The 26,921-nt window shown below is 38.9% G+C and carries 27 protein-coding genes and 1 pseudogene; 18 read left to right on the plus strand and 10 right to left on the minus strand.

Features of this window, described 5'->3' with window-relative positions:
* Positions 1-86 precede the first annotated feature (86 nt).
* From ftsY to J5A55_RS12285, 9 genes are all read left to right on the plus strand, one after another.
* Positions 87-1,037, plus strand: a complete 951-nt coding sequence (ftsY, locus tag J5A55_RS03640) for a signal recognition particle-docking protein FtsY (RefSeq protein ID WP_004383580.1) — start codon at positions 87-89, stop codon at positions 1,035-1,037.
* A gap of 23 nt (positions 1,038-1,060) precedes the next feature.
* Positions 1,061-2,362 (plus strand): 30S ribosomal protein S12 methylthiotransferase RimO, encoded by a 1,302-nt coding sequence (gene rimO / locus J5A55_RS03645; protein WP_004383581.1) that lies wholly within the window; start codon positions 1,061-1,063, stop codon positions 2,360-2,362.
* A gap of 50 nt (positions 2,363-2,412) precedes the next feature.
* Positions 2,413-2,706 (plus strand): HU family DNA-binding protein, encoded by a 294-nt coding sequence (locus J5A55_RS03650; protein WP_004383583.1) that lies wholly within the window; start codon positions 2,413-2,415, stop codon positions 2,704-2,706.
* A complete protein-coding gene (locus J5A55_RS03655; protein WP_004383585.1) occupies positions 2,699-3,829 on the plus strand; it encodes an HU family DNA-binding protein in 1,131 nt (376 codons plus the stop codon). The genes J5A55_RS03650 and J5A55_RS03655 overlap by 8 nt, the downstream gene beginning before the upstream one ends.
* 108 nt (positions 3,830-3,937) lie before the next feature.
* The gene (gene rd, locus J5A55_RS03660; protein ID WP_004383586.1) at positions 3,938-4,102 is read left to right on the plus strand and encodes a rubredoxin; all 165 of its coding nucleotides are present in this window, start codon (positions 3,938-3,940) and stop codon (positions 4,100-4,102) included.
* A 649-nt stretch (positions 4,103-4,751) separates the two neighbouring features.
* Positions 4,752-6,233 (plus strand): hypothetical protein, encoded by a 1,482-nt coding sequence (locus J5A55_RS03665; protein ID WP_004383587.1) that lies wholly within the window; start codon positions 4,752-4,754, stop codon positions 6,231-6,233.
* 227 nt (positions 6,234-6,460) lie between these two features.
* Positions 6,461-6,967 carry a DMP19 family protein gene (locus tag J5A55_RS03670; RefSeq protein WP_004383588.1) on the plus strand — a complete coding sequence of 169 codons (507 nt, stop codon included), beginning with the start codon at positions 6,461-6,463 and terminating at the stop codon, positions 6,965-6,967.
* Complete coding sequence (smpB, locus tag J5A55_RS03675) at positions 6,964-7,443, plus strand: SsrA-binding protein SmpB (RefSeq protein ID WP_004383589.1); 480 nt, start codon at positions 6,964-6,966, stop codon at positions 7,441-7,443. Before J5A55_RS03670 ends, smpB begins: the two co-directional genes overlap by 4 nt.
* Positions 7,444-7,460: 17 nt before the next feature.
* Positions 7,461-7,643: a homocysteine S-methyltransferase family protein gene (locus tag J5A55_RS12285; RefSeq protein ID WP_394357752.1), complete on the plus strand. Its 183-nt coding sequence runs from the start codon at positions 7,461-7,463 to the stop codon at positions 7,641-7,643.
* A gap of 224 nt (positions 7,644-7,867) precedes the next feature.
* Here J5A55_RS12285 and J5A55_RS03680 read toward each other — a convergent pair.
* Positions 7,868-8,303 (minus strand): annotated as a pseudogene (locus tag J5A55_RS03680) (transposase); the annotation flags it as partial.
* Between the two features lie 100 nt (positions 8,304-8,403).
* Between J5A55_RS03680 and J5A55_RS03685 the strand changes: the two are divergent.
* Positions 8,404-9,309 (plus strand): IS982 family transposase, encoded by a 906-nt coding sequence (locus J5A55_RS03685; RefSeq protein WP_004383592.1) that lies wholly within the window; start codon positions 8,404-8,406, stop codon positions 9,307-9,309.
* A gap of 359 nt (positions 9,310-9,668) precedes the next feature.
* On the opposite strand, the gene J5A55_RS03690 is transcribed toward J5A55_RS03685, so the two are convergent.
* The gene (locus tag J5A55_RS03690; protein ID WP_004383593.1) at positions 9,669-11,120 is read right to left on the minus strand and encodes an aminoacyl-histidine dipeptidase; all 1,452 of its coding nucleotides are present in this window, start codon (positions 11,118-11,120) and stop codon (positions 9,669-9,671) included.
* Between the two features lie 77 nt (positions 11,121-11,197).
* Here J5A55_RS03690 and J5A55_RS03695 point away from each other — a divergent pair, with 77 nt between their 5' ends.
* Together J5A55_RS03695 and J5A55_RS03700 are read left to right on the plus strand one after the other, a co-directional pair.
* On the plus strand, positions 11,198-11,392 hold the full coding sequence (locus tag J5A55_RS03695; protein WP_018909792.1) for a hypothetical protein: 195 nt from the start codon (positions 11,198-11,200) through the stop codon (positions 11,390-11,392).
* A 23-nt stretch (positions 11,393-11,415) separates the two neighbouring features.
* Entirely contained in the window at positions 11,416-12,018 is a 603-nt protein-coding gene (locus J5A55_RS03700) for an OmpH/Skp family outer membrane protein (protein ID WP_004383595.1), read from the plus strand.
* A gap of 192 nt (positions 12,019-12,210) precedes the next feature.
* Here J5A55_RS03700 and J5A55_RS03705 read toward each other — a convergent pair whose 3' ends face one another.
* Both J5A55_RS03705 and ispE read right to left on the minus strand, forming a co-directional pair.
* The gene (locus tag J5A55_RS03705) at positions 12,211-12,750 is read right to left on the minus strand and encodes a 30S ribosomal protein S16 (protein WP_004383596.1); all 540 of its coding nucleotides are present in this window, start codon (positions 12,748-12,750) and stop codon (positions 12,211-12,213) included.
* Between the two features lie 100 nt (positions 12,751-12,850).
* Complete coding sequence (ispE, locus tag J5A55_RS03710) at positions 12,851-13,690, minus strand: 4-(cytidine 5'-diphospho)-2-C-methyl-D-erythritol kinase (protein WP_039851374.1); 840 nt, start codon at positions 13,688-13,690, stop codon at positions 12,851-12,853.
* Positions 13,691-13,781: 91 nt separating this feature from the next.
* On the opposite strand from ispE, the gene dnaB reads away from it, so the two are divergent.
* Positions 13,782-15,299 (plus strand): replicative DNA helicase, encoded by a 1,518-nt coding sequence (dnaB, locus tag J5A55_RS03715; RefSeq protein WP_004383599.1) that lies wholly within the window; start codon positions 13,782-13,784, stop codon positions 15,297-15,299.
* 593 nt (positions 15,300-15,892) lie between these two features.
* Here dnaB and kdsB read toward each other — a convergent pair.
* Positions 15,893-16,639 carry a 3-deoxy-manno-octulosonate cytidylyltransferase gene (gene kdsB / locus J5A55_RS03720; protein ID WP_039851435.1) on the minus strand — a complete coding sequence of 249 codons (747 nt, stop codon included), beginning with the start codon at positions 16,637-16,639 and terminating at the stop codon, positions 15,893-15,895.
* Positions 16,640-16,742: 103 nt separating this feature from the next.
* Between kdsB and J5A55_RS03725 the strand changes: the two genes are divergently transcribed.
* Genes J5A55_RS03725 through rlmH form a run of 4 tightly spaced genes read left to right on the plus strand, consistent with a single transcriptional unit; the run spans position 16,743 to position 19,089 of the window.
* Positions 16,743-17,522 carry a Rossmann-like and DUF2520 domain-containing protein gene (locus tag J5A55_RS03725; protein ID WP_004383601.1) on the plus strand — a complete coding sequence of 260 codons (780 nt, stop codon included), beginning with the start codon at positions 16,743-16,745 and terminating at the stop codon, positions 17,520-17,522.
* A complete protein-coding gene (locus J5A55_RS03730; protein WP_004383602.1) occupies positions 17,519-18,037 on the plus strand; it encodes a KdsC family phosphatase in 519 nt (172 codons plus the stop codon). Before J5A55_RS03725 ends, J5A55_RS03730 begins: the two co-directional genes overlap by 4 nt.
* Positions 18,037-18,603, plus strand: a complete 567-nt coding sequence (locus J5A55_RS03735; RefSeq protein WP_004383603.1) for a Maf-like protein — start codon at positions 18,037-18,039, stop codon at positions 18,601-18,603. The genes J5A55_RS03730 and J5A55_RS03735 overlap by 1 nt, the downstream gene beginning before the upstream one ends.
* A gap of 15 nt (positions 18,604-18,618) precedes the next feature.
* The gene (gene rlmH, locus J5A55_RS03740) at positions 18,619-19,089 is read left to right on the plus strand and encodes a 23S rRNA (pseudouridine(1915)-N(3))-methyltransferase RlmH (protein WP_004383604.1); all 471 of its coding nucleotides are present in this window, start codon (positions 18,619-18,621) and stop codon (positions 19,087-19,089) included.
* A 3-nt stretch (positions 19,090-19,092) separates the two neighbouring features.
* On the opposite strand, the gene J5A55_RS03745 is transcribed toward rlmH, so the two are convergent.
* Entirely contained in the window at positions 19,093-19,449 is a 357-nt protein-coding gene (locus J5A55_RS03745) for a DUF4491 family protein (protein ID WP_004383605.1), read from the minus strand.
* Positions 19,450-19,619: 170 nt separating this feature from the next.
* Here J5A55_RS03745 and J5A55_RS03750 point away from each other — a divergent pair, with 170 nt between their 5' ends.
* Positions 19,620-21,365 carry a phospho-sugar mutase gene (locus J5A55_RS03750; RefSeq protein ID WP_004383606.1) on the plus strand — a complete coding sequence of 582 codons (1,746 nt, stop codon included), beginning with the start codon at positions 19,620-19,622 and terminating at the stop codon, positions 21,363-21,365.
* A 671-nt stretch (positions 21,366-22,036) separates the two neighbouring features.
* On the opposite strand, the gene J5A55_RS03755 is transcribed toward J5A55_RS03750, so the two are convergent.
* From J5A55_RS03755 to J5A55_RS03770, 4 genes are read right to left on the minus strand one after another with little or no spacing between them, the layout of a single operon-like run.
* Positions 22,037-22,723, minus strand: coding sequence for a sigma-70 family RNA polymerase sigma factor (locus J5A55_RS03755; RefSeq protein WP_004383607.1), 687 nt, complete (start codon positions 22,721-22,723; stop codon positions 22,037-22,039).
* A gap of 50 nt (positions 22,724-22,773) precedes the next feature.
* The gene (locus tag J5A55_RS03760; RefSeq protein WP_004383608.1) at positions 22,774-23,412 is read right to left on the minus strand and encodes a DedA family protein; all 639 of its coding nucleotides are present in this window, start codon (positions 23,410-23,412) and stop codon (positions 22,774-22,776) included.
* Between the two features lie 34 nt (positions 23,413-23,446).
* Complete coding sequence (locus J5A55_RS03765) at positions 23,447-24,637, minus strand: tetratricopeptide repeat protein (protein WP_004383609.1); 1,191 nt, start codon at positions 24,635-24,637, stop codon at positions 23,447-23,449.
* Positions 24,638-24,655: 18 nt separating this feature from the next.
* Entirely contained in the window at positions 24,656-26,374 is a 1,719-nt protein-coding gene (locus tag J5A55_RS03770; RefSeq protein WP_039851376.1) for a glutamine--tRNA ligase/YqeY domain fusion protein, read from the minus strand.
* Positions 26,375-26,921: the final 547 nt, after the last annotated feature.

Genomic DNA, 26,921 nt, shown 5'->3' on the forward strand with positions numbered 1-26,921 from the left:
TGGGTTATGACCTTCCATCCATTGAATTAATTTGCTTGTTCCTCATTTTTTTATTATCTTTGCAACATCAAATTAGCTAATTACGTATGGGATTATTTGGTTTATTCAGCAAGAAGAAAAAAGAAACACTTGATAAAGGATTAGAGAAGACAAAGCAAAATGTTTTCACGAAACTAACTCGTGCCGTAGCCGGTAAGTCGAAAGTTGATGATGAGGTGCTTGATAATCTGGAAGAGATACTAGTCTCTTCGGATGTTGGTGTGGACACAACGATTAAAATCATCCATCGAATTGAAGAACGAGTAGCGAGAGATAAATATGTTTCTACAAGCGAACTGAATGAAATTCTGAAAGGTGAGATTACAGAATTACTGACTGAAAATAATAATGGTGATTCCGTTGAATGGACTTTGCCTGAAGAATCCCACCCGTATGTAATATTAGTTGTTGGTGTGAATGGGGTTGGAAAGACAACAACCATAGGTAAACTTGCTTATCAGTTCAAGCAGGCTGGAAAGAAAGTCTATCTTGGTGCAGCTGATACGTTCCGTGCTGCAGCCGTAGAACAAATACAGATTTGGGGGGATCGTGTGGGCGTTCCTGTCATAAAGCAGCAGATGGGAGCCGATCCCGCTAGTGTCGCTTTTGATACTTTGCAGAGCGCAAAGGCAAATGGTGCCGATGTTGTTATCATTGATACAGCAGGGCGATTGCATAACAAAGTAGGCTTAATGAATGAATTGAAGAAGATTAAGGACGTAATGAAGAAGGTTGTTCCCGAAGCACCACATGAAGTTTTGTTAGTTCTTGATGGAAGTACGGGACAAAATGCCTTTGAACAGGCTCGACAATTCGCTGCTGTTACACAGATAACATCCCTCGCAATTACCAAATTGGACGGAACAGCTAAGGGAGGAGTAGTAATCGGAATCAGTGATCAATTGAAAGTTCCTGTAAAATACATTGGACTGGGCGAAGGAATGGAGGATCTTCAAATCTTTGACAAGGCTCAGTTTGTTGATAGCTTATTCAAGTAGAAATAAGCTTTGTTATATTCGGAATGAAGAAAAATCAAATAGATATTGTAACCATGGGCTGCTCGAAGAATCTTGTTGATTCAGAGATTATCATGAAGCTGTTTGAAGAAAATGGTTATCATTGTACTCATGATGCAAAACGTCCGCAGGGAGAAATTGCGGTCATTAATACTTGTGGATTTATCGAAGCAGCAAAAGAGGAAAGTATTAATACGATTCTCGAATTTATCAATCGTAAAAAGAATGGACAGCTTAACCGTTTGTACGTTATGGGATGTCTTTCACAGCGTTACAAAGATGAGTTAGAAGCAGAATTGCCAGAGGTTGATAAGTTCTATGGGAAGTTTAATTATAAGCAGTTATTGACAGATTTAGGAAAGGCAAGTATTCCCTCTTGCAATGGTACTCGCCATCTAACAACTCCACGGCATTATGCTTATATAAAGATAGCTGAAGGCTGCGATCGTCATTGCGCTTATTGTGCAATTCCTTTGATTACTGGTAGACATCATTCCCGTCCGATTGACGAAATATTAAATGAAGTAAAGGATCTTGTAGTACAAGGAGTAAAAGAGTTCCAGATTATCGAGCAGGAACTTACTTATTATGGAGTGGATCTTGATGGAAAGCACCATATTACAGAGCTTATATCTCGTATGGCAGATATAAAAGGTGTGAAATGGATCCGTCTTCATTACGCTTATCCTAATCAGTTTCCACTTGATTTATTGGATGTTATTGCGAAAAAGGATAATGTTTGTAAGTATCTTGATATTGCGTTCCAGCATATTTCTGATAACATGTTAACGAGAATGCACCGTCATGTTACCAAACAGGAAACGTTAGATCTTATTCGTGAGATACGCTGTCGGGTGCCAGGTATTCATTTGCGTACAACTTTGCTTGTTGGTTTCCCTGGTGAGACTGAAGAAGATTTTGAAGAGCTAAAAGAGTTTGTAACAGAAGCACGCTTTGAAAGAATGGGAGCATTTGCTTATTCAGAGGAAGAGGGCACTTACAGTGCTACACATTATAAGGATGATGTACCTGAAGAGGTAAAGCAAAGCCGATTGGATGAACTTATGGCTATTCAACAAGGAATATCAGAAGAGTTAGAAGCAGAGAAGGTCGGTAAGGTATTCAAGGTTATCATTGATCGTAAAGAAGGGGAGTATTATATAGGACGAACGGAGTATTGCTCTCCCGAGGTAGATCCAGAAGTATTAATCCTAGTATCTGAGAAGCAATTACGTATTGGAAACTTCTATAATGTGCGTATCACAGGTTCTGACGAGTTTGATTTGTTTGGTGAAATTGCTGAATAAAAGACTTATAATCTAAGTTATCTTCTTCGAGTTCTAAAAAGATATATTGAATGAATAATAAAGAGTTCATAGCAGAGCTAGCCTCAAGGACAGGTCATACACAAGACGAGAGTCAGAAAATGGTTAAGGCTGTTATTGATCAGATGGCAAAGTCATTTGAAACGGGCGATGCTGTACCTGTTTCTGGCTTTGGAACGTTCGAGGTAAAGAAACGTTTAGAGCGTGTAATGGTGAATCCTTCAACAGGCTTACGAATGTTAGTTCCACCTAAATTGGTTCTAAATTTTAAGCCGGCAGCAACTATCAAAGGTCAAGTAAGGAAAGGAGGAACGGAGAATGGCTAAGACCGTTATACAAATTATTGCTAGTGCATTAGCTAAGCAATATAAGCTTTCTGCAGCAGATGGTGCTACGTTTGTTGATACTTTCTTTGCAATTATCAGTGATGAGCTTAAGAAAGGTAATCAAGTTAAGATTAAAGGCTTAGGGACTTTCAAGGTTCAACGCGTTAAACCACGTGAGAGCGTTAACGTAAATACGGGAGAACGTGTCTTGATAGAAGGACATGATAAGGTTTCTTTTACCCCCGATGCTGCGATGAAGGAATTAGTAAATAAGCCTTTCTCACAATTTGAGACGGTGGTTATCAATGATGGTGTCGACACAAAGGAATTGGAAAAGATTCCTACAGAAGAGGAGAATGCAAATGCTGACTCTAACTCATCAGAGGATGTTCCTAATGTTGTTGAAGAAAAGGGGCAACCCGAGATAGAAGAGGAAGAGAAAGTCTCGGAGGTAGAAGATAGTAAGGATGAGCTTGTCATAGAACAAATACCTGATACCTCTAACGCTAAGGTAGAGAAGTTGGTAGATAATAAGCCTAATATAGAAAAGGTAGAAATAGAACAACCTAAGTCAGAGCCAAAGCAAGATAAGGACAATACAAAAGAAGATTTAGAAAGCAGCGATTCAAATATCGAGAGTTATGTCGATAACAAAGAGAATAGCATCTTAAAGTTAGTCGCTGTTATCGCCATTATTGTTATCGCTTGCTTAGGTGTCGTCTTATGGATAAAGTTTGGTGGTATCAATCTTTCTAAACCTACCAGAAAAGTTGCCATACAGCAAGTGGAATCTCCTAAGAAGAAAGTTGATAATGTCGTAAAAGTCATTCAGAAAGATAATAAGAGAGATACCACTATAATAAAGAAGGTAGAGAAAAGAGACGATTCGTATGCTGAAATGAATAATGACGCACGTATTCGCTATGGTGCTTATAATATTGTTGGGGTAGAGCGTGTCATTGTATTACGGAAAGGACAAACGATGGCAAGTATTAGTCGCAGGACTTTAGGTGCAGATATGATTGGTTATTTCCAAGTGCTTAATGGACGTAATTCCATGAAAGCAGGCGACACATTGAAGATACCTCGTGTGGAATTAAGACCAGAGTACAGATCTAAATAATGCGCACTGATACACAATTTAACTATCTAGTCTTGTAATAATTGCAAGAAAACTTATATCTTTGCGCTCGATAAATTATAAACGAATAATATTAATATTAAAAGCATTATGAAAAAGTACGAATGTAATACATGTGGTTATATCTATGACCCAGAGGTAGGTGATCCAGATAGCGGTATCGCACCAGGAACAGCTTTCGAGGATATTCCAGATGATTGGGTATGCCCACTTTGTGGCGTAGGTAAGGATGATTTCAGCCCAGTTGAAGAGTAATCAATTTACAACTATAGTATTAAAGCCCTGCTCATTTTAAGAGCGGGCTTTTTTGTTGGTATGCTGAAAGTAGTTAGCTTACCAAAGTTTCCTATTTGCTGTATTATTCCATTCTATACTTATCATACTAAGCAGATATGCCAGAAAACATTAGTAGGAATAGGTCTTTTCATCTATCGAAAATACTCTTTTATTCAAAAAATAATCATATATACGCTTTGAAAAATATTGATATAAATTCTTATGCTTCGCAGCTAAAAATCATAAGAAAAGTCCCTTTTTAGCGTGTTTATAACCTCTTGTTAATCAGAATGTTGAAAACCTCTGCAAAAAAAGGTGCTTAGTTGGGCTTCAAAAGGGCGTTACTTCGACGTCAAAAGGGTGTCTTCTCAAAGCCAATTAAGCCTTAATTCAAGTCCTAATAAGCATCAATAGAAATTTGAGCTGTGAAAAATATCTACAAATGAGGTCATTTGCTGTCTTCTGCTGTATCTCGTTTTGCTGTTGTCATATTATGTAAGGTCAATCAGGAAATGCAATTTTTGGAGATAAATAAAAGCGAGAAAAAGGTATAGTATTTGTTAATTAATCAAGAAAAAAGGTTATCTTTGCAAACAAATTATCTTAATATTAAATTTTAATAAACAATATGAAGAAAACAGTATTAGGCTTCATCGCCAGCTTCATGGTGCTTTCCGCACATGCCCAGGATATGAAAATAAAGAAGGGAGCGGTATTACTTAATGGAACATCAGTAGCGCTTCTAAAAGAAGATAAAAGAACGTGCGAATTGTCTACACTTGATGGGCAGCAAGTTCTTACATTTTTCATTACCAATAAGACGAAACAAGGCGTCAGCGCACCAGAAGAGTGGCTTAAGTTTATATCGCCTGAGGGCGCAGTCTTTGAATTACCTAATCCGCAAGATAGGATAGTTCTGTCCAATACGAAGTTTTTTGCCTACAAACTGTTAGATAGCAAACCCAATCTCCTCGCAGTGAACGGCATCAAGAAATCTATCATTGCTAACCTCTTCGCACAGGGTTCATGCCCTTTCTCTGCAAAATGGGACAGCATCTATACCGTTGTTAAAAAGATGGAGAAAGCCGATGAAGAATTTACAGCACAGCATCCTTTCTTCATCAATGACGATGGCGACATTATCATCAACAAGGTGATGGTGGGTAAGGTTCTTGTCAATGAACCATCATTGGGCAAAAGAAACTATTATATTAAGGACCGTGTGGGCAATCAAGTTGCCGAGATTAAACTGAGATCGTGGACTAACAGCGAGAATTTCAGCAATATAACAACCTGTGATGATAGGAAACTTCCTTTCTTAGAATACAAGACGGCATTTAAACTCTCTGAGAACGAGATGGCACATCGTATGGTGTCTAAACTGCTTGCAAACGGCTATACATTGGGAGATATGACGGAGGACATCAAGCAGCGACTGGCTAACAAGGCTAAGGCAGAGGAACAACAGGCTGTTGAGGAAGAACAACAGTTGGTGAACGATGCCCAAAAAGCTTCCGTGAACATCTATAATGTGCCTGGTAAGGTGGTACTTGCTGATGGCACGACACACGAGGGAAACATCACCATCATCTATGAGTCTATTGAAAAGAAGATGGGTAAAGGCATTAGTGGAATTCTCGATCTTGATGCTCCGGCAATGGGTTCTTCTGTAAAACTAACACACAATGATGCAAACGGCAATACTGAACAGAGGTTCAAGGCGGCTGACAACGTAACCGTCTATGCTGGTGGTAAGACCTATATCGGTACAAAGGGTTTAAAAGACAGTGCGTTAAGAAATGCTGGTGGTAGCAGTTCTATCAATATCGGAACACGTCATCCGCAGTTCTTCGAGGTTCTCTTTACCGATGGAAAAGGCAATTATATTCTGCAACATCCATTAGATAAAGACGAACTTTATTTGAAGTTGAAGGACAGAAATGGAGCTATCTATCTTGGCGATAAAGCCTTATTAGGTACACGAAGTGAGAAGACAAGAATAAAACTGACGGCTGAATATCTGGATACTCCAAGTATGGATGCCGCTAAGTATGACACTCGTACGAAAGAAGGACTGCAACAACTTATTGCAGATTATGCAAAAAAATAGAAGATAATCGTTCTCTAATCCCTTCGAGAGGAGGGATTAGAGCGAGATACTTGTTGTTTTAGATAATTGGTTTGTGTTGTAATCTCAACTTTTTTATTCTACAAGCATAAAATCAAATAATTTTATGTAAGTTTGCAAAGTATAAAAATCAATACTTGGCAAATAAGCTGTATGCTTCTTCTGCCTTGCTCATATAGTTTATTCATTGTTTAAAAATAAAATGATTAATGATTGACGTCAAAGTAAAAGATAGCGATATACGCAAAGCCGTTGAAGAAGGAATGGATAGTTTTGTTCAGGTATTCATTAATGCAATTAATGCGGCTATTGGTGGACAGTTGACACAAGAAACTATGTCGCAATTAAATGCCGACCAAATTACGTTGTTAGGTTGGAGTTATCTACATCAAGAAGTAATGGAGGGCGGATATATTCAATTAATCTATAATGGTTATGGTGCCTTTATCTTTAAGAATCCATTTGCCGTTGCTATGCGTAACTGGGGACTCCGAGAGCTTTATACGCATATTAAGCATGCAAAGAAGTACTATGATAAGTATCACGAAGAGATAGAGAAGGAAGTCTCTGATGATGATTTTATGGCATTGTATGAGCAGATGCCAGAGTTCGATGAGTTCGATGATGAATTTATTGTTAATGAGGAGTACTGGTGCGAGATGATAGCGGCTTATATTGATGATCATATAGATAATTTTGTAAAGATAGAACAATGAATAGAGGACAGCAAGATAGAAGAAAGAAATCACCTGTACAGATAAGAAACAAGAAGGCATCATTCGAATACTTCTTTGTGGACACATTCACTGCAGGTATCGTACTCACGGGTACGGAGATCAAATCCATCCGTGCTGGCAAGGCTTCACTGGTTGATTCGTTCTGCTATATAAATAAAGGTGAGATGTGGGTACAAGGGATGAACATTTCTCCTTACTTCTATGGTTCATACGCTAACCATGAAGCCAAGCGTCCTCGCAAGCTCCTATTGACGAAGAAGGAGATACGTAACCTCGAAGCTGAATCTAAGACACCAGGCTTCACGATTATCCCAACATTGATATTCATTGATGGGAATGGACGTGCAAAGGTTGACATAGCATTGGCAAAGGGAAAGAAGGAATATGACAAGCGGCAGACACTGAAGGAAAAGGAAGACCGACGCGAGATGGATCGGGCAAGGAAACATTATTAGACCCGTCAGGGTGTACTCTGAGCAGTCAGACACTTGAGGTATTTTTAGTATCTATCTCTTCATATCCTATCTTCTCTGTCAGTCTAAACTATTCGTTTGGTGCTGAGCAAATGCATCCTTATATAAAGGAATTAGCAGTCACACACCTTATTATATTAGTGTCTATCCCGAATGCAGGTCTACCCAATTCCATGGGCTAATATGATGATACTGCCAATATCATGGTACTACATATAAATAATCAGGTATGGACTTTGGTATCGTTAGTCCAGCTACGAAAGTTACCTATGCTGATATTCCACAGAACGAGTTAAAGGTAATAGAAGACGTAGGGAAGAAGGTGCGGATGAAAGGTTAATTGAGCTTACCAATAAAGATACAAGCGCAGAAGGGGAACCTATCAATACGCCAGTTCGGGATAAGCTTAGTATACAAATAGTGCTAACTGCTTTGATTTTTCTACATATACAGGCAGTGCCTCTGGCTTATTCTCAAAAAAGCAATATGCTGTAAGGGCAGAACATAAGTTCATGATAAAGTTATGTACCGATCGATGTCGTGAGTGTACGAGGTTCGCTTTGTTCTTTAGCAGTTCATTAATGCACTCGATGATATATCTTTTTCTTAGCATAATCTTATCCCACATGGGCATAAAGCTTATTCTTCATCTTTACTTTAAGACCATGAACAAGTTGAATACCTTTACTGAACAGACTATCGAAGAGTTCTTGCTTAATATACCCTCTGTCAGCAAAAACCTTTCCATAGAGTACCTTTGCAAACACCGTCCAGACTCTACGATCCCTGTCATCTACGTTTGCTCCTGTAAGACAGAATATTATTACTTCACCTGAATCATTACGTGAGTTCGGTTTAAGAAAGTTCTTCTAAAAGTTGGTAATCTCGTTAGTTTTTGTAACTTTATAGTTGAAAATCAATTGCTTACAAAGCAATTAGGCAATGACTACCAAAGACCAAGTTATAGAAATATTTTGTATGGCAGACGACTTCTGCAAGTTTTTTGATGAAATGACAGCAAAATATACGCTAAAACCTACTGGGAAAAAAAAATATCATCGAAGTTCTACGATGTCAAAGGGAGAAGTTATGCTGATAATGATTCTTTTCCACGATTCTGGTTATCGTTGCTTCAAACATTTCTATCTTGAAAAAGTATGCAAGCATCTTCGCCATCTGTTTCCAAAAGTTGTTTCTTATAACCGTTTAGTAGAATTGGAAAGGGATGTAGTCATACCCTTAACCTTGTTTATCAAGAAGGTTCTCTTGGGCAAATGCACGGGTATAAGCTTCGTTGACAGCACACCATTGCGTGTCTGCAAAAACCAAAGAATACATATTCACAAGGTTTTCAAAGGCATAGCTCAAAGAGGAAAATGCTCTATGGGTTGGTTCTTTGGTTTCAAGTTGCATTTGATTTGCAATGAGAGAGGAGAGCTTCTCAACTTTATGATAACGCCAGGAGATGTTGATGACAGTAAGCCTTTGGAATACAAAGCATTCATAGATTTCATACATGGTAAGCTATTCGGTGACAAAGGGTACATCAGCAAGAATCTCTTTCAAAGGCTTTTTGTTGATGGAATACAGCTTATAACCAAATTGAAAAGTAACATGAAAGGATGTTTAATGAGTGTTTCAGACAGACTTTTACTCAGAAAAAGAGCCATTATAGAAACGGTGAATGATGAACTTAAGAACATTGCACAAGTAGAGCACTCCAGACATAGATGCTTTGACAATTTCATCGTCAACTTATTAGGGGCAATTGCTGCATATTGCCTATTTCCAAAGAAGCCCTGCATCAATGTACAAAGGACTATGGATACACAGCTTGCATTGTTCTGAATTCGTCGAACTCACGTTAATATAAGCTTCACTTCAAGGTGTTTCAAAGCTAATTTGCTTGATGTTCTGCTTATCGAGTAATTTTATTACTTGGTTATATAGACTGGATGTTGGTAAAATGTGTACTTTTGCCCATGTTATTGAAGTTTGGTAGAGAAAACAAAAGTAACAAAAAGGGCTGAAATCCAAGAGAGGATTTTAGCCCTTAACTTTTATATGGAAAAGATTTACCGAACAGTAATAATAAGAATTAAAAAGCACCATACTTTTCCCTCAAAAGAGGTTGTAGGTATGGTGATATAGGAAGGTAACTTTGTCTCTGATATGATTAATATCAGGGATGAGTGTTTAGTGCTGATCTAATCAATATTCGCCAGAACGGCTAGCAGGTGATCCCAAACCATTTGGACGGTTGGGATGAGGAGACATTCGTCTGGAGTGTGGACATAACGTAATGTTGGTCCGAAGCTAATCATGTCAAGCTCTGGGTACTTCTCGGAGAATAAACCGCACTCTAACCCTGCGTGGATACCGAGGACACGTGGCTCTTTCCCGAAGAGTTTCTTATACTGTTCAACGGCGACATTTACTAACTCGGAATTAGGATTCATTTTCCATGCAGGGTAACTGTCGTTTACAACAACTTCGGCTCCAGCTAATTCGAAGCATGCACGAACAGTGTTAGTCATGTTCTCAAGGTTACTCATAACGTTAGAGCGCTGTGAACTAACGATGACGAGCTTGTCTTCTGAAGTCTGGATGCTTGCAACATTGCTTGATGTTTCCACCATATAGGCTAGAGCCTCATCTTGGCAATTTGTCAATGAACCGTTATCAAGAGCTTGAAGGGCAAGGATGACATTGTGAGAGATCTGTTTAGGCATAACCAATGCAGCATCAGCACTTTGAAGTGACCATTCCATCGAGGTATCTGTTACGTGAAATTCATCTTCAACGTTCTTGCTAAAGATGTTCCAATCAGCTTTCACTTCATCCTTATGGGTCGCTGGGACAGCAAAGAGTATTTTACCGTCACGAGGGATTGCATTATGCATCTTACCTGAGTTCCACTGACTCAAACGTAGATCCAATTTGTTTTGTTCTATATAAAGGAAGCGTGCAAGGACTTTGATAGCATTCGCACGTTTCTTATTGATGTCATCACCAGAGTGACCGCCGACTAACCCTTTCAAACTAGCTTCCATAAAGAAGTAGCCCTCCGGAGCTTGCTCACGATCAAAACTGAATGTAGCTGTTGTGCTATTACCACCAGCACAGCTAACAAAGATCTGACCTTCGTCTTCAGAGTCTAAGTTGATAAGGTACTTCCCAGTCATAAAGTTAGCTTCTAAACCGAAGGCTCCTGTTAAACCAGTCTCTTCGTCGCGAGTAAAGAGGCACTCGATAGGTCCATGTTTAATGTCATCCGAGTCAAGGATAGCTAACTCTAGCGCAACACCAATACCATCGTCTGCACCTAAAGTTGTACCTTTTGCATGCAACCATTCACCATCAACATAAGTTTGAATTGCATCTTTATGGAAGTCGAACTCAACGTCAACAAGTTTGTCACAAACCATATCCATGTGACTCTGAAGAACGACAGTAGGCACATGCTCCATGCCCTTCGTAGCAACCTTAGAGATAAGTACATTCCCCGTCTTATCTACCTTAACATTGAGGTTACGTTCTTTTGCAAACTCTTGTAAATACTTAATCATTTGCTCTTCGTGCTTTGAAGGACGTGGTATCTGATTAATTCTCGCAAACTGCTCGAATACTCGAGCGGGCTTTAATTCTATATTCGCCATATTTAATAATATTTTATTTTGTTATCTTGCCGTTTTATATTACCTTTGCGCCGATAAACAATGCAAAGATAAAGAAAATGCTCGGAACATTATTATACTCATTGTTAATAATTGCTATTGCCATGTTGCTCTTAGGAGTGCGTGTGATACTAAAGAAGAATGGGAGTTTCCAGTCACAACATATATCAGACAATGCCTACTTAAAGGAGAAAGGTATTAGATGTGTAATAGACCAAGACAAAGAAGCTCGCGCAAAGAACAAAGCTTATTAAAATAATCATTTAAACATACAATAATGAAGAAAACATTTTGTAGTATTGCAATGCTGGCTGTGACAACATTCGCACTTGTTGCATGTAACAACCAGCCACAGAAGAACGATACAACAGAGAATCAGCCTGAAACAACCGCAAGTACATCAACCTCTGGTAGTCAGAAAATCGCTTATGTAGAAATAGATTCTATCATGAGTCAATATACTTATTGGAAGGATGTAACTAAGATTATAAAGGCTAAAGAAGCTAACATCCAACGCACATTAGCTGGAAAGCAGAAAGCTATTCAAGCTGCTGCTGCTAACTTCCAACAGAATGTTCAAGCTAATAAGTACACTCAGGCTCAAGCACAGCAGATTCAAGCAAGTATTCAGAGGCAAGCACAGGATGCTGATGCTCTTCAACAGCGTTTGGGTGCAGAATATCAGAACGAAGTAGCTAAATACAATAAGGCTCTTTCTGATAGTGTGCACAATTACTTAAAGGAATACAATAAGGATAAGAAGTATGCTATTATCCTTGCAAAGAGTGGTGATAATATCCTATATGCTGACCCTGCTTACAATATTACAAATGAAGTTGTAAAGGGTATGAATCAAGCTTATAAGGGAATGAGTAAGTAATATAAAACAAACGATCTATTCATATTATCTGATTGTTTGTAATATAAAGGAAGTCAGTTGAAATATTTCAACTGACTTCCTTTATTCAATATCTGATTGATTCATACAAGAGAGTAAGAAAAAAGGATATAAAGAGAAAATCCATAGACTCGAAAGAATCTATGGATTTTCTCTTAATTGTGAGTAAGAGAATTAAGCTTCTGCAGGAGCTTCCTCTGTTGTAGTCTCTTCAGCAGTCTTTGCTGCTTCAGCCTCTGCTTGTGCTGCAACGGCAGCAGCCTTCTTGTCTGCAACTTTCTTAGCAATAGCCTCATTAACTTTCTTCTCAGCCTCAAGGTTCTTAGCAACAGCAGCCTTCTTCTCGTCAGTTACTTTCTTTGTTACAGCATCGAATGTTGCAACTTTAGTCTGCTTCCAAGCGTCGAACTTCTGTTGACAAGTTGCCTCGTCGAATGCGCCTTTCTTAACACCGCCACGGAGATGCTTCATCATGTAAACACCTTCACCTTTAAGGATATTACGTGCTGTGTCTGTTGGTTGAGCACCTGTCTCAACCCAATACAATGCGCGCTCAAAATTCAAATCTACTGCGGCTGGATTGGTGTTAGGGTTATAAGTACCAATCTTCTCAATAAATTTACCATCACGTGGTGCACGAGCGTCAGCGATTACGATACTATAGAAAGCATAGTTCTTACGACCACCGCGCTGCAATCTGATTTTTGTTGCCATAAAAATAAATAATTTATAAGGTTTGAATTCATTGCTGCCATCTCGTGACAGCGGTGCAAAAGTACTTCTTTTTTTGCTAACTACCAAATAATGTGAGTATTTATAATCTGCAAACGTAAGAAAACATGTTAGGGAAATGTTGTTCGATATCGGTTGGCTTCACACCAAAGATACCGAAGATGGTGCTACCGCTTCCTGACATTTGCGCATAGAGTGCTCCTTTATCATAGAGTTTTTGCTTGATCGCTGATAGTTCTGGATGATTAGCAAAGATAGGAGCTTCAAAATCGTTGATAAGTTCGTCACGCCATGTATCGATAGGCTGCTTGACAATATCACGGCAACACTTTGCAGGAGTCTTAGGAGTTATAGAAGCATAAGCCTCGGCAGTAGAAACAGCAACATCGGGTTTGACAAGAACGAGATAATAGCCATTAAGATTCCCATTTTCAGAATCGGCAGGAGATAGGATATTACCAATACCTGTTGCATAAGCAATCTCTGAAGTAATAAAGAAAGCACAGTCAGCACCTAGCTTAGCGGCATAACGTTCCATCTCTTTAATACCCATATTCAAACGGAAGCGTTCATCCAACAGTCTAATCATATAAGCAGCATCAGACGAACCACCACCTAAACCGGCTTGCATAGGTATGCGTTTATATAGATGAATGTGTACTCGGGGCAACTGATAATCTTTTGCAATCAGGTTATAAGCCTTGACAACCAGATTCTTCGATTCATCACATTCAACCGCACTTCCTGTAACCTTTAAGTCACAATCCGTATCAGATGGGAACTCCTCATCCATCTTTTTAATCTCAAGAACATCGCAAAGCGGTACAGGATAGAAAATAGTTTCAAGATTGTGATAACCATCTTCGCGTTTATGCACGATATTCAAACCAAGATTGATTTTACAACAGGGGAAACAAATCATAGCGTTTTATTTTATAAACTGCTTACAAAGATAATAAAACGTTGTTATAATGATGTAGGGAACGGAATATTTTTTGTAATTTTGCCGCCGTATGCCGGAAAGAAAAGTTAGCAAAACAAGCAGAAGGGGACAGCAAGCCCCTATTGATACTTCCTTTGGTCATTTACAGCCACAGGCGATTGATATTGAGAAAGTAGTGTTAGGTGCCCTTATGATTGATAAGGATGCTTTCACAGTTGTATCTGAAATAATAAAGCCCGAAACATTCTATGAGGCTCGTCATCAGAAGATTTATGAGGCTGTCCAGTCTTTAAATCTCCAAGAAAAGCCAGTAGATATTATGACGGTGACCGAAGAGTTGCGTCATAAAGGAACGTTAGAAGAGGTAGGTGGACCCTCATATATTGTTGAATTGAGTTCGCAAGTGGCTTCTTCCGCGCATATAGAATACCATGCCCACATTCTTGCGCAGAAGTTTTTAGCTCGACAGCTCATCCAATTTGCTTCAATGATAGAGACGGATGCGTTCGATGAGACAGTCGATGTGGATGATTTGATGCAGAAAGCTGAAGGAGCATTATTTGAGATTTCTCAAAAGAACATGCTTCAAGACTATGTACAAATCGATACGATCGTAGATCAAGCTCACCAACTCTTGCTTCAAGCTGCCAATCGTGAAGGCGGATTGACGGGTGTACCCAGTGGATTCCGCAAGCTGGATGATATTACAGCGGGCTGGCAACCTTCCGATCTTATCATTATCGCCGGTCGTCCTGCCATGGGTAAAACGTCTTTCGCATTGAGTATTGCCAAGAATATTGCAGTTGATTATCGTAAGCCGATAGCCTTCTTCTCGCTTGAAATGAATAATGTCCAGTTGGTTAATCGATTGATATCCAACGTTTGTTCTATACCGGGTAACAAGATTCTTAATGGTCAGTTAACCCCAGACGAATGGGAGCGTTTCGATTCTAATATCCGCAAAATGCAAGGCGCACCTATATATGTTGATGATACTCCGGGGCTATCCATCTTCGAATTGAGAACAAAGGCACGCCGATTGGTTAGAGAGCATAACATAGAAGTCCTAATGATCGACTATTTGCAGCTGATGAATGCGAATGGCATGCGCTTCAATAGTCGACAAGAAGAGGTCTCAACCATTAGCCGCTCACTGAAAAGTCTTGCCAAAGAGTTGAATATTCCAGTCTTAGCCCTATCCCAGTTGAGCCGTGCCGTAGAGCAGCGTGAGGGAGTTGAAGGCAAGCGACCGCAGCTAAGTGACTTGCGTGAGTCGGGTGCCATTGAGCAAGATGCCGATATGGTACTATTCGTTCATCGTCCCGAGTATTATCATATACTACAAGACGAGAAGGGAAACGACCTCCATGGTATGGCGCAAATTATCATAGCCAAGCACCGTAAGGGTGCAACGGGCGATGTTCTTCTGAACTTCCGTGGCGAATATACTCGTTTTGCCAATCCAGAAGATGCCAAATTTGCAGTACCTTTGCCTGATGATCCTATAGGCGGAGAGATTGTCGGGAGTAAGATGAATGATGGTCCATTACCTCCGCCACCAGCCGATATGATTAAGCCTCCATTCTAATTGTTTACTGAAAAGAGGTATTCGGTTAGAGAAAACACCTTATAAGTTATATCGGAAAAGAAGGATTGATACTAACGTCCTCGCCCGTCCAGCAATAGATTTAATTTATTTCGGACAGGCGAGGACGTTGTTTTGTGCTTTATTTTCCTACGATTCAAACCTGAAATTAATCAAATCTATAGTAGAATAAATTTGAAATATTCTTTACATTTATTTTTTCTATTATAGGTTAAAATAGAACTCAATAATCGTAAATTTTAGAAGGAATATTCGATTTTTAGAAAACGTATATACGTTTTTGGTGAAACGTACCTCCGTTTTTGGTAAAACGTACCTCCGTTTTTAGTAAAATGTACCTCCGTTTTTAGTGAAATGTACCTCCATTTTGGCAAAAAAGTAGGTACTTTTTACCAAAATTGAATAGATTTTTTACCTGAAAGCAAGCCTTAATTTTGTAAATACCTATATATCAGATACTTACGATTAAGCTCAAAAATGTCTCAAAATTCGCGTATTTGAGGGCGAATATATAGGTTTGCCGGATAAAAACGCAAGGAGAAGTGCCGAAATTAGCAATATTCTATTACAAAATGTTATTGCTCGTTTTGCTTTAAATACTCCTTGGCTCTCTCTAAATCTTGTGGCGTGTCAATACTGACTGTCTCAATGTTTGTGATACAAACCTTAATACGATAACCATTTTGTAGCCATCGGAGTTGTTCTAATCTTTCTGCAAGTTCTAAGGATGAGGGGGGCAATTTGCTTATTTCGTGTAATGTTTCAACTCGATAGGCATAGAGCCCAATGTGTTTTAGAAAGGGATAGTGACCTATCCAATCCGCTTGTTCTATGCCGCGGATAAATGGAATTGCCGAGCGAGAGAAGTAGAGCGCATTATTATTTATGTCAAGAACTATCTTAGGGCTATTGACGTTTCTGACGTCTTGCATGGACTTTAATGGAATACCGAGGGTTGCGATCTGCGTTTGCTCATCATCGAAATAGGACATTATCATTCTGATTTGCTCCGTTTGAATAAAAGGTTCGTCGCCCTGAATATTGATAACAACATCAAACTTACCTTCAATCTTATCCAATGCTTCGCACGCCCGCTCCGTTCCGCTCTGATGATTCGCCTGCGTCATAACCGCTTTTCCACCAAACGCAGTTACAATATTGTATATACGTTCGTCATCAGTAGCCACATAGACGTCGGTTAGCACCTGTTTCGCCCTTTCGTAAACATGCTGTATCACAGGTTTTCCGCCTAATTGAGCTAACGGCTTTCCGGGAAATCGGGACGAAGAATAGCGCGCGGGGATAATTCCAAGGAACTTCATACGATCAATATACCTTTTATTAACGCTGCGAAAATAGCAATTCTTTTTAAAAAGACAATGCCTTAGAGCGACATTTTCATAGAAATGTATTAATTTTGTTGTCATGAAGAGAATAACATTGATTGGAGCTGGTCGGCTCGCAACGCAATTAGGTAGGGCATTATTCGACGCAGGATTCATAATAAATCAGGTTTTTAGTAGGACAGAAGAGTCGGCTCGTGTACTCGCCGAAAGACTAAATGCGGAGGCTTTGACAAATCTTGATGGCTTGCGTAATGATGCAGATGCGTATATTATCTCTGTAAAGGATAGTGCTCTTTGCCAGTTGATTCCGCAAGTTTGCGAGGGTAGGGGGGATAAACTCTTTCTTCATACGGCAGGTTCCATGTCGATTGATTGCTTTAAAGGATTCGATAATCGCTATGGGGTGTTCTATCCGATGCAAACTTTCTCGAAGACACGGGATGTGAGTTTTGAGGATATTCCAATCTTTATAGAAGGAAGTTCTGAGGAAGTTCAAGAGAATATTCGAACTTTAGCAGCAAAGATTACGAAGCGTGTTATTCCACTTGACAGTGAAAATCGGAAATATCTGCATTTGGCTGCGGTCTGGGCATGCAACTTTAGTAATTATTGCTATAGTGTTGCTGCGGATATTCTCAGTGAGCATGGGCTACCTTTTGACGTCATGTTGCCGCTAATTGATGAGACTACAAAGAAAATCCATGCGATGAATCCGAAGGAAGCGCAGACGGGTCCAGCTGTTAGATGGGATCAAAACGTGATTGATAAGCAGATGTTGCTAATGAAGTCACACCCTAATTGGCAGGCTATTTATGAGGTTCTTTCTAATAATATTCATGCAAACGATAAAAAAGAATGATAAACTACGATTTAAAGAAGATAAAAGCAGTTGTCTTTGATGTGGACGGCGTGCTTTCTGCTGGTACAATTCTCATGGATGAGAAGGGCGATCCTGTTCGAACCATTAATATAAAGGATGGATATGCCATACAATTAGCAGTGAAACATGGTTTGCAATTAGCAATTATGACAGGTGGTCATAACGAGAATGTGCGTTCGCGTTATGAATATCTTGGGGTGAAAGATGTTTATATCAACTGCTCTATGAAGATTAAAACATGGGAAGAGTTCCTAAAGAAATATGACTTAAAGGAGGAAGAGATTATCTACGTTGGTGATGATATTCCCGATTATGAGGTCATGCAGCGTGCTGGATGTCCGTGTTGTCCAAAGGATGCTTGTGCAGAGATTAAGCAAATTGCATGTTATATCAGTGATTGTAAAGGGGGTTATGGTGTGGCTCGTGATATCTTAGAGCAAGTTCTGAAGGCGCAAGGGAACTGGGTTATGAACGCAAAAGCATTTGGTTGGTAATGAAGAAACATATAATACTCGCTAGTAATTCGCCTCGTCGTAAGGAACTGCTGGCTGGATTAGATCTTGATTTTGAGGTAAAAGTTCTGCCAAATGTAGCAGAAGATTACCCTCATAATCTCCCTGCTGTAGAGGTCGCAGGATATATTGCACGGGAGAAAGCTGATGTTTATAAAACATTGATTACCGAAGATGACTTGGTTATCACAGCTGATACGGTTGTAGTAGTGGATAATAAGGTGTTGGGTAAGCCGAAGGATGCGGATGATGCGCGTAGGATGTTACATCTTATCAGCGGTCGTAAGCATCAAGTTGTTACGGGTGTATGTCTTCTTACCTCTACAGGTTATCGTTCTTTTTCCGTCACGACAGATGTAACATTCAAGCAACTGAGTGATGACGAAATCAATTATTACATAAAACACTTCAAACCTTTTGATAAGGCGGGGGCTTACGGAATACAGGAATGGATAGGCTATGTTGGGGTAACTTCTATCAATGGCAGTTACTTTAATGTTATGGGGTTACCCGTTCAGCGGATATGGGAAGAAATTCATAAGTTGTAATAAGGTAGAAGCAATATGAAGACGATTTTACTCCTCGTTGGTAAGACGCAAAATAAGATATTCAGAGAAGGGATAGATGATTATACTAATCGGATAAAGCATTATATGCCTTTCTCTATAACGGCTATCCCTGAACTAAAGAATACGAAGAATATTACGGAAGAACAACAGAAGCAGAGAGAGGGAGAACTTATATTAAGGGAGATTCAACCTGCCGATACGGTTGTATTATTGGATGAACATGGTTCGGAATTTACCTCTCTTAAATATGCTGATTGGCTAACACAAAAGCAGAATACAGCTAGAAGACTTGTTTTTGTTATCGGGGGACCATACGGATTCTCGCAAGATGTATATGCACGGGCTAATGAGAAAATATCGCTTTCACGTATGACTTTCTCTCATCAGATGGTACGACTCATCTTTACAGAACAACTTTATAGAGCCTGTACTATAATAAAAGGTGAGCCTTACCACCATGAATAAGTACTATTTATCCTTTTGCTCCTTGCAAATAGGACACAAATCTTCTTCTTTATTAATCTTCTTATAGTGTTCCTTACGCTTTGGATTCATAGGAAACCATCCCTTTGCAACTCGTTTTTCTTGTGCTAGTAACTCACCAATGCCCCAAAGTAGGGAAGCACCAAGAACACCAAGTACAGCTGAAAGAAATATATTCTGAATAAATAGGGCACCAACACAACAAGCGATTCCAGATATAAGCAATAACCACCAAGGCTTAGTACCGAAGTAATATTCAGTCTTTATCACCAAAGGATGGCACAGACCGATAATCAAAAATGTGCTTATAGCTAGAAGTATTCCTCTGAAGTTTAAATCCATTTATAGTTATCTTTTAAGATTAATACTTATCATCCCAAACTGATTAACTGATGTTAGCCGTCAGGATTAACGGGTACAAAAATACAAAAAATAATTAACCCTCAAACGTTTTCTCGGAATAAATGCTTATATTTGCAAATAATAAATTGTAAATACGAAAGACTTAAATTATGGAAAATAACCAAACACTTATCGCAGAATGCGAGAGTAAAGCCAAGCAGTGGTTGTCTCCTGCTTTTGATGAAGAGACACGTTCAGCCGTTGAGTCAATGATTAAGAATGAGGATAAGACAGATCTTATCGAGAGCTTCTACAAAGACTTAGAATTTGGTACAGGTGGACTTCGAGGCATCATGGGAGCTGGTTCTAACCGAATGAACATCTATACAGTGGGTATGGCGACACAAGGCTTTGCTAACTACTTGAAACGTAATTTCAAGAACAAAGAGCAAATCAGTGTTGTTGTTTGTCACGACTGCCGTAACAATTCCCGTCTTTTTGCTGAAACTGTAGCTAACATCTTCTCTGCAAACGGTATTAAGGTTTATCTATTCGATGACTTGAGACCTACTCCAGAATGTTCGTTTGCTATTCGTTACTTGAAAGCACAAGCTGGTGTAAACATCACAGCGAGCCACAATCCACGCGAGTATAATGGTTACAAGGCTTATTGGGAAGACGGAGCGCAAGTTCTTGCTCCTCACGACAAAGGCATTATCAATGAAGTAAACAAAGTTAAAGTTGATGATGTTAAGTTTGATGGAAATAAAGAGCTAATTCAAATCATCGGCGAAGATATTGATAAACCTTACTTGGATCAGGTAAAGACAATTTGTATTGACCCTGAAGTTATCAAGCATCAGCACGACTTAAAGATTGTGTACACTCCATTACATGGTGCAGGTCGCGTAATGATTCCACGTTCATTAGCTCTTTGGGGCTTTGATAACGTTCATTGTGTGAAAGAGCAGATGATCAAAGATGGTAACTTCCCAACTGTTGATCGCCCTAACCCAGAGTTCGCAGAGGCTTTAACCTTAGGTCTTCGCGATGCTAAAGCATTAGATGCTGACATCCTTATGGCTTCCGACCCCGATGCTGATCGCGTAGGTATGGCTTGCAAGGACTCTAATGGTGAGTGGGTTCTCATTAATGGTAATCAAACTTGCCTTATCTTCTTGTGGTATATCATCACTAATCGTCAGGCAGTAGGCAAGATGAAACCAACCGACTTCATCGTTAAGACTATCGTTACAACAGAGGTAATTCGCAAGATTGCCGAGAAGCAACATGTTGAAATGCGTGATTGTTATACAGGTTTCAAGTGGATTGCACATGAGATAGCATTGTCCGAAGGTAAGCAGCAGTATATTGGTGGTGGTGAAGAGAGCTACGGCTTTATGGCTGAAGACTTTGTTCGCGATAAGGATGCAGTCAGTGCATGCTCACTTTTAGCTGAAATTTGCGCTTATGCAAAGGATCATGGTAAGACACTTTACGATATTCTCATGGACATCTATCTCGAATATGGATATAGTAAAGAATTTACCATCAACGTTGAACGTCCGGGCAAGAGCGGTGCTGATGAGATTCAACAGATGATGAAAGACTTCCGTTCTAATCCTCCTAAGGATCTCGGCGGCAGTATTATCGAGTTAACAAAGGACTATCAGAGTCTTGAACTGACAAAGGCGGATGGTTCTAAGGAGAAACTTGATATGCCTGAGACAAGTAATGTTCTTCAATGGTTCTGTACTGATGGAACAAAAGTAAGCGTTCGCCCTTCCGGAACCGAACCTAAGATTAAGTTCTACCTTGAAGTAAAGGATGTAATGAATACAGCAGCCGATTACAAAGCATGTGAAGAGCGCGCAATGAAGAAGATAGAGGCTATTAAGAAGAGTCTTAGACTATAGTTTCCAATATTAAGGAGCCATGGTTCCTTTATCAGATAAGTAAGAAAAGATAGGGTATATCAAAGTGATTTGATATACCCTATTACTTTATGTGTTATAAGAAAAACTAAGAATATCTTTTACATTTTGTTTTTTTATTATAGGATAAAATAGAACTCAATAATCATAGATTTTAGAAGGAATATCCGATTTTTGGAAAACGTATATACGTTTTGGGTGAAACGTATATACGTTTTTGGTAAAACGTACCTCCGTTTTTGGTAAAATGTACCTCCGTTTTTAGTAAAACGTACCTCCGTTTTTGGTGAAATGTACCTCCGTTTTTGCAAAAAAGTAGGTACTTTTTACCTGAATTGAATAGATTTTTTATCTGAGAGTAAGCCTAATTTTTGTAAATATCTATATATCAGATACTTACAACTAAGCCACAAATTGCCTCAAAATTCGCGTATTTGAGGGAGAATAAGGGTTTGCTGGATAAAAACGCAAGGAGAAGTGTTAAATCTGACAATATTTCATTACAAAAAATGATTTGAATAAATCTGTCTGTTTCCTTATCTCGCAAAATCTTTCCTTTGTAGAATTATGTTAGGAATAAGGGTGGATTTATTCAAATCAAATGTTATAAGGTCGATAAAGGGGGCGAATTCCCCAATATAAATTCTATGGGATTACTTCATCTTCTTATGAAGTTTTCGCAGAGCTTTATTGCGGATTTGACGAACTCGTTCACGCTTTAGTCCCATATTCTCTGCTATTTCAGCCATAGTATAATGAGTGCCATTCAGTCCATATATAGCGATAATAATGCGTTTCTCCCTTTCATTCAGTTCATTTAAGCCTTTCTGAATCTCGAAGTTTAGGAGTTCTTTGTTCAAATGTTCGTCAGCTTGTGGCGCATCCTCATTCTCTAAAACATGCTGCAGAGTAAAGTTATTACTGCTTCCGACGGGGATGGGCTGGTCAATGGATATAGCATGCGTGCGTTTTCGTTCAAATTTGCTCTTCTCATCTTTCGGTAATTTATAGAGAGCCGTCTGTTCTTTTATAGCCTCTTCCATAGCCTTTCTGATGTAAGGTGCCGCATAAGATACGAAGCGAATCCCTTTTGTACCATCGAATTTCTGGGCGGCGTGCATCATTCCGATGTTGCCTTCACTCACTAAATCGTCTTCTCCTAATCCCTGATTCTTATAATGATGTGCTAATGATACGACGAATTTGAGATTAGCCTTGGTTAATTTCTCTAGAGCTTTGGCATCACCTAACTTAATCTTAGCCGCAAGTGTTTGCTCTTCTTCGCTAGATAAGAGTTGCTCTTGTACTATCTCTTCTATATATTTCTCATTTACACTCATGATACGCAATATTTAAAGTTAATGATTTGTATGTGCTTTGGAGATGAAACTTAGTTCTTAATCTCGGTCTTCTTACGCTTGATATACCATTTTGTAAGAAAGTAAACGCATGCGAGGAGTACCAAAGCGATGAGAGCTATCTTAATGTATTCTCCATATTCGAGAATTTTTTCGTCTAATTGTTCTTCTGGAACGAAAGAGTGCATGTAATGACCTAATATTGCGAGAATGCTATGCCATGCGCCTGCACCGATTGTTGTATAGAGAATGAAGCGCCAATAGCCCATCTTTGCCAGTCCCGCTGGGATCGAAATAAGATGACGGATGCCAGGAAGTAATCGTCCCGTAATGGTTGCTACCAATCCATGTTTATCAAAATACTTCTCACTCTTTTCAACCTTTTCTTGATTTAAGAGGCAAATGTGCCCCAATTTGCTGTTAGCAAACTTGTAAATAAGCGGACGACCTAAGTACCATCCAGCAAGATAGTTTATTGTAGCACCGCAATCAGCTCCTAAGGTTGCAAAGAGGATGACAAGCCACATATCAAGATTTCCGCCTGCGGCATGATAGGCGGCAGGTGCAACCACTAACTCTGATGGTACGGGGATGACCGTACTTTCTAAGAGCATCAAGAGGAAGATGGTGCCATAGTTAAGGTGTCCGAGTAGGGTTGTGATAAAACTCATGATTGTGTTCGAATTAATTAATAGAATTGTTATTTCAAATGTTGATACTTGGATAGTCTTTTATCGCCATTCCTTGTGGATAAAGATCGGATAATACATCTTGACATTCCACTGGATTTCGCTCTATCGCCAATTGAAGATATTGTTTATATTCTTCGGTTTTGTTAAGTTCGTAGCAGCAGCGTGCAAGGTATGCGAAACCTTCTGTCCAATCTTTCCCAACTTTTGGCAAGAGTAAAGTAAAGAGGTTGTAAGCTATCTTGAAATATCCATTATCAAATATCGATATTCCCACATTGATTAATGTGGAATCCTTATTAAATGATTCGGCTATTGCTTGCTGATAGGACTCTTGAGCTTCTATAGGATAACCTAATATAAGGTATATATGTCCAATGGTTACATCTATAACGCTGATGTCAGCATTGTGGCATGTCTGTTTGTAAAGCTGATAATACTTTAGCGATTCCTTAAAGTTGTCCAATGAGAATAATCCATTAGCCTTGTTAAGAAGAGCATCTTCGTCATTAGGGTTTATGGCAATGGAATACTCGCTGGAGGTAATTGCTCCTTGAATGTCATTATTTAAGAATTGGATTTGGGCAAGTTGATTCCAATAATTGCAAGAGTAGGGGTTCTTATCAATAAGTTTATTGAGAAGAGTCTCGCTCTCTTTATATTTACCTCGCCCTTTTAGTATGCGAACCTTTATCTCCTTATAGTCATCATTGTCTATATCTATAGTTCGGTTAAGCCATTTCTCTGCATAATCAATCTCTTCGTAATCGGAGAAAAGAGCAGCTGAATCGATTATAAATTCGTCTTTGCTATCGACATCTATTAACTTTTCATATTGTTCTTGTAGATATTGATCAGCAAGACTCACCTGATGATCCACTATCATTATCTCGGCTTTTAGATACATATAGTCGGAATCGCTCTTGTCAACAATCGTTTCTGCTATCTCATTCGCTAGCGAAACATCATTGTGAATGAGCAATGCCATTCTAGCTTTAAATACTAATGGTTCTGTTGCGGTAGGGTAAAGATGGTTCGCATAATTAACGGCTTCCAATGCTTTGTCCTCTTTTCCAATAGTACAATAATATTCAGCAATATCAGTAAGCTCCTCAGAATCTAGGAACTCACTGATATTGTTATCTTGCAATTCCTCATATTTATGAAGAAGTTGCTTAAACTCTTCGCTATAAAAATGTATATCCAAATTACTTTCTAATGATTATTAAACTTTGACTTTCTTTGCCCAAGTATCTTTTAGACCAACAGTCTTATTGAATATAAGGTGGTCTGCAGTGGAATCTGGATCAAGCATAAAGTAACCTGTGCGTTGGAACTGGAGGTAATCTCCTGGTTTCTTCTCTGCAAGGAACTTCTCTACATAGCATTCTGTGCGTACTGATAGACTTTGAGGATTTAATAACTCACGGAAGTCACGCTCGTCAGCTGATGGATTCTCTACGTTGAAGAGACGATCGTACTCACGAACCTCAGCCTTTAAGCAATGGTCAGCACTTACCCAGTGGAGAGTTCCCTTTACTTTACGATCAGAACCAGGCATACCGCTCTTGCTGTTCTCATCATATTCAGCCTGAATCTCAATGATATTACCTTCTGCATCCTTTGTACAACCTGTACATTTAATAATATAAGCGTTTTTTAAACGTACTTCCTTACCAGGAGTCATACGGAAGAACTTCTTAGGAGCATCTTCCATGAAGTCTGCACGCTCAATCCAAAGATTCTTTGAGAATGTGATAGTATGTTTACCATCTGCCTCATTCTCTGGATTGTTAATAGCCTCCATCTCCTCTGTCTTATCTTCTGGATAGTTGGTAATGACAAGTTTAACAGGATCAAGAACAGCACTAACACGTGTTGCCTTTTTATTTAAATCATCACGTACAGCAGCTTCCAATAAAGCAACGTCATTGAGCGCATCAAACTTAGTATAACCAATAGAGTTGATAAAATTACGGATTGACTCTGGAGAATAGCCACGACGGCGCATACCGCATAGGGTAGGCATACGTGGATCATCCCAACCATTAACGAGATGTTCGTTAACAAGTGTATGGAGTTTGCGCTTAGACATTACGGTATATGTAAGGTTTAAGCGGTTAAACTCAATCTGTCTTGGACGATTGTCATGTAGATTGTCTGCTGTTCCGTCAGATTCTTTGAGGAAGTCAACAAACTTATCATATAGTGGGCGATGTGGTACAAACTCAAGTGTACAGATAGAGTGGGTGACACCTTCGAAGTAATCACTCTGACCATGAGCAAAATCATACATTGGATAGCAATGCCACTTTGTACCAGTTCTGTGATGTGGTATCTGAATGATTCGATAGATGATAGGATCGCGGAAGTGCATGTTAGGATTAGCCATGTCTAACTTAGCACGTAACACCATACTTCCTTCTACAGCTTCTGGAGTATTCATCTTTTCAAATAGAGCAAGATTCTCCTTGATTGGACGATCCCGATAAGGAGAAGCTGTACCAGGTGTTGTTGGTGTTCCCTTCTGTTCTGCAATCTGCTCTGCTGTCTGTTCATCTACGTATGCTAAACCTTTCTTAATCATCCAGATAGCAAAGTCCCAAAGTTTCTCAAAGTAGTCACTTGCATAATAGATAGTACCCCACTTGAATCCAAGCCAGCTAATATCATGAAGGATATTCTCAACATATTCATTATTCTCTTTACTTGGGTTGGTATCATCAAAACGAAGATTACAAACACCATTATAATGTTCTGCAACACCAAAATCCATGCAAATTGCTTTTGCATGTCCTATGTGGAGATAGCCGTTTGGCTCTGGTGGGAAACGAGTTTGAATGCGTCCTCCGTTCTTACCTTCTGCAAGATCTTCCTCTACCAGTTGTTCTACAAAGCTTAAACTTCGCTTCTCTTCATTGGTGTTATTCTCTATCGTAGTCATATATTCTTGTTTATTATTTGTTGCAAAGTTACTTATTTTTTCTGGTTTATAGCAATATCTACTGTAAATAAATAAAGTAGAGATAATCATCATTTTATTTTTTTCGATAGAAATACTTGGTTTGTCGTTATGCTATTTGATTATATATAGAAAATTATTTTTAGTTATGTTAATTGTCTGATATGTAAGAAAAAAAATAATATTTTATAATAAAAAAAGTTGTGGAAATGTTTGTGGGAAATAAAAAAATGCCTTATCTTTGCAACTGTTATCCTGAATACAATCTTTTTACCTTAAAGCAACTAATACCTATTGAGATTGAATGCCTGTCGCTGTGAAGCGTTGGGCATTTTACTTTTGCTAATGTTTTGAAGATGATTATTTGTTTTATTAGATTTAGATAATGATTATTCTATCTAATAACCTTGGATTATTACTAAGGAGTTCTTTTATTAAAGATAATGTTATAGACGATTTATAGCGGAAAAGTTCTTTATTATATGTATGTTACATGTAATTAAAAAAGAAATCTTTTCTTGTGAGTTGT

The sequence above is a fragment of the Prevotella veroralis genome (assembly GCF_018127765.1).
Classification (GTDB): Bacteria; Bacteroidota; Bacteroidia; order Bacteroidales; family Bacteroidaceae; genus Prevotella; species Prevotella veroralis.

Coding starts and splice junctions, on each gene's coding strand:
- ftsY (WP_004383580.1), top strand. CDS start 87: ATGGGATTATTTGGTTTATTCAGCAAGAAGAAAAAAGAAACACTTGAT.
- rimO (WP_004383581.1), top strand. CDS start 1,061: ATGAAGAAAAATCAAATAGATATTGTAACCATGGGCTGCTCGAAGAAT.
- J5A55_RS03650 (WP_004383583.1), top strand. CDS start 2,413: ATGAATAATAAAGAGTTCATAGCAGAGCTAGCCTCAAGGACAGGTCAT.
- J5A55_RS03655 (WP_004383585.1), top strand. CDS start 2,699: ATGGCTAAGACCGTTATACAAATTATTGCTAGTGCATTAGCTAAGCAA.
- rd (WP_004383586.1), top strand. CDS start 3,938: ATGAAAAAGTACGAATGTAATACATGTGGTTATATCTATGACCCAGAG.
- J5A55_RS03665 (WP_004383587.1), top strand. CDS start 4,752: ATGAAGAAAACAGTATTAGGCTTCATCGCCAGCTTCATGGTGCTTTCC.
- J5A55_RS03670 (WP_004383588.1), top strand. CDS start 6,461: ATGATTGACGTCAAAGTAAAAGATAGCGATATACGCAAAGCCGTTGAA.
- smpB (WP_004383589.1), top strand. CDS start 6,964: ATGAATAGAGGACAGCAAGATAGAAGAAAGAAATCACCTGTACAGATA.
- J5A55_RS03685 (WP_004383592.1), top strand. CDS start 8,404: ATGACTACCAAAGACCAAGTTATAGAAATATTTTGTATGGCAGACGAC.
- J5A55_RS03690 (WP_004383593.1), bottom strand. CDS start 11,120: ATGGCGAATATAGAATTAAAGCCCGCTCGAGTATTCGAGCAGTTTGCG.
- J5A55_RS03695 (WP_018909792.1), top strand. CDS start 11,198: ATGCTCGGAACATTATTATACTCATTGTTAATAATTGCTATTGCCATG.
- J5A55_RS03700 (WP_004383595.1), top strand. CDS start 11,416: ATGAAGAAAACATTTTGTAGTATTGCAATGCTGGCTGTGACAACATTC.
- J5A55_RS03705 (WP_004383596.1), bottom strand. CDS start 12,750: ATGGCAACAAAAATCAGATTGCAGCGCGGTGGTCGTAAGAACTATGCT.
- ispE (WP_039851374.1), bottom strand. CDS start 13,690: ATGATTTGTTTCCCCTGTTGTAAAATCAATCTTGGTTTGAATATCGTG.
- dnaB (WP_004383599.1), top strand. CDS start 13,782: ATGCCGGAAAGAAAAGTTAGCAAAACAAGCAGAAGGGGACAGCAAGCC.
- kdsB (WP_039851435.1), bottom strand. CDS start 16,639: ATGAAGTTCCTTGGAATTATCCCCGCGCGCTATTCTTCGTCCCGATTT.
- J5A55_RS03725 (WP_004383601.1), top strand. CDS start 16,743: ATGAAGAGAATAACATTGATTGGAGCTGGTCGGCTCGCAACGCAATTA.
- J5A55_RS03730 (WP_004383602.1), top strand. CDS start 17,519: ATGATAAACTACGATTTAAAGAAGATAAAAGCAGTTGTCTTTGATGTG.
- J5A55_RS03735 (WP_004383603.1), top strand. CDS start 18,037: ATGAAGAAACATATAATACTCGCTAGTAATTCGCCTCGTCGTAAGGAA.
- rlmH (WP_004383604.1), top strand. CDS start 18,619: ATGAAGACGATTTTACTCCTCGTTGGTAAGACGCAAAATAAGATATTC.
- J5A55_RS03745 (WP_004383605.1), bottom strand. CDS start 19,449: ATGGATTTAAACTTCAGAGGAATACTTCTAGCTATAAGCACATTTTTG.
- J5A55_RS03750 (WP_004383606.1), top strand. CDS start 19,620: ATGGAAAATAACCAAACACTTATCGCAGAATGCGAGAGTAAAGCCAAG.
- J5A55_RS03755 (WP_004383607.1), bottom strand. CDS start 22,723: ATGAGTGTAAATGAGAAATATATAGAAGAGATAGTACAAGAGCAACTC.
- J5A55_RS03760 (WP_004383608.1), bottom strand. CDS start 23,412: ATGAGTTTTATCACAACCCTACTCGGACACCTTAACTATGGCACCATC.
- J5A55_RS03770 (WP_039851376.1), bottom strand. CDS start 26,374: ATGACTACGATAGAGAATAACACCAATGAAGAGAAGCGAAGTTTAAGC.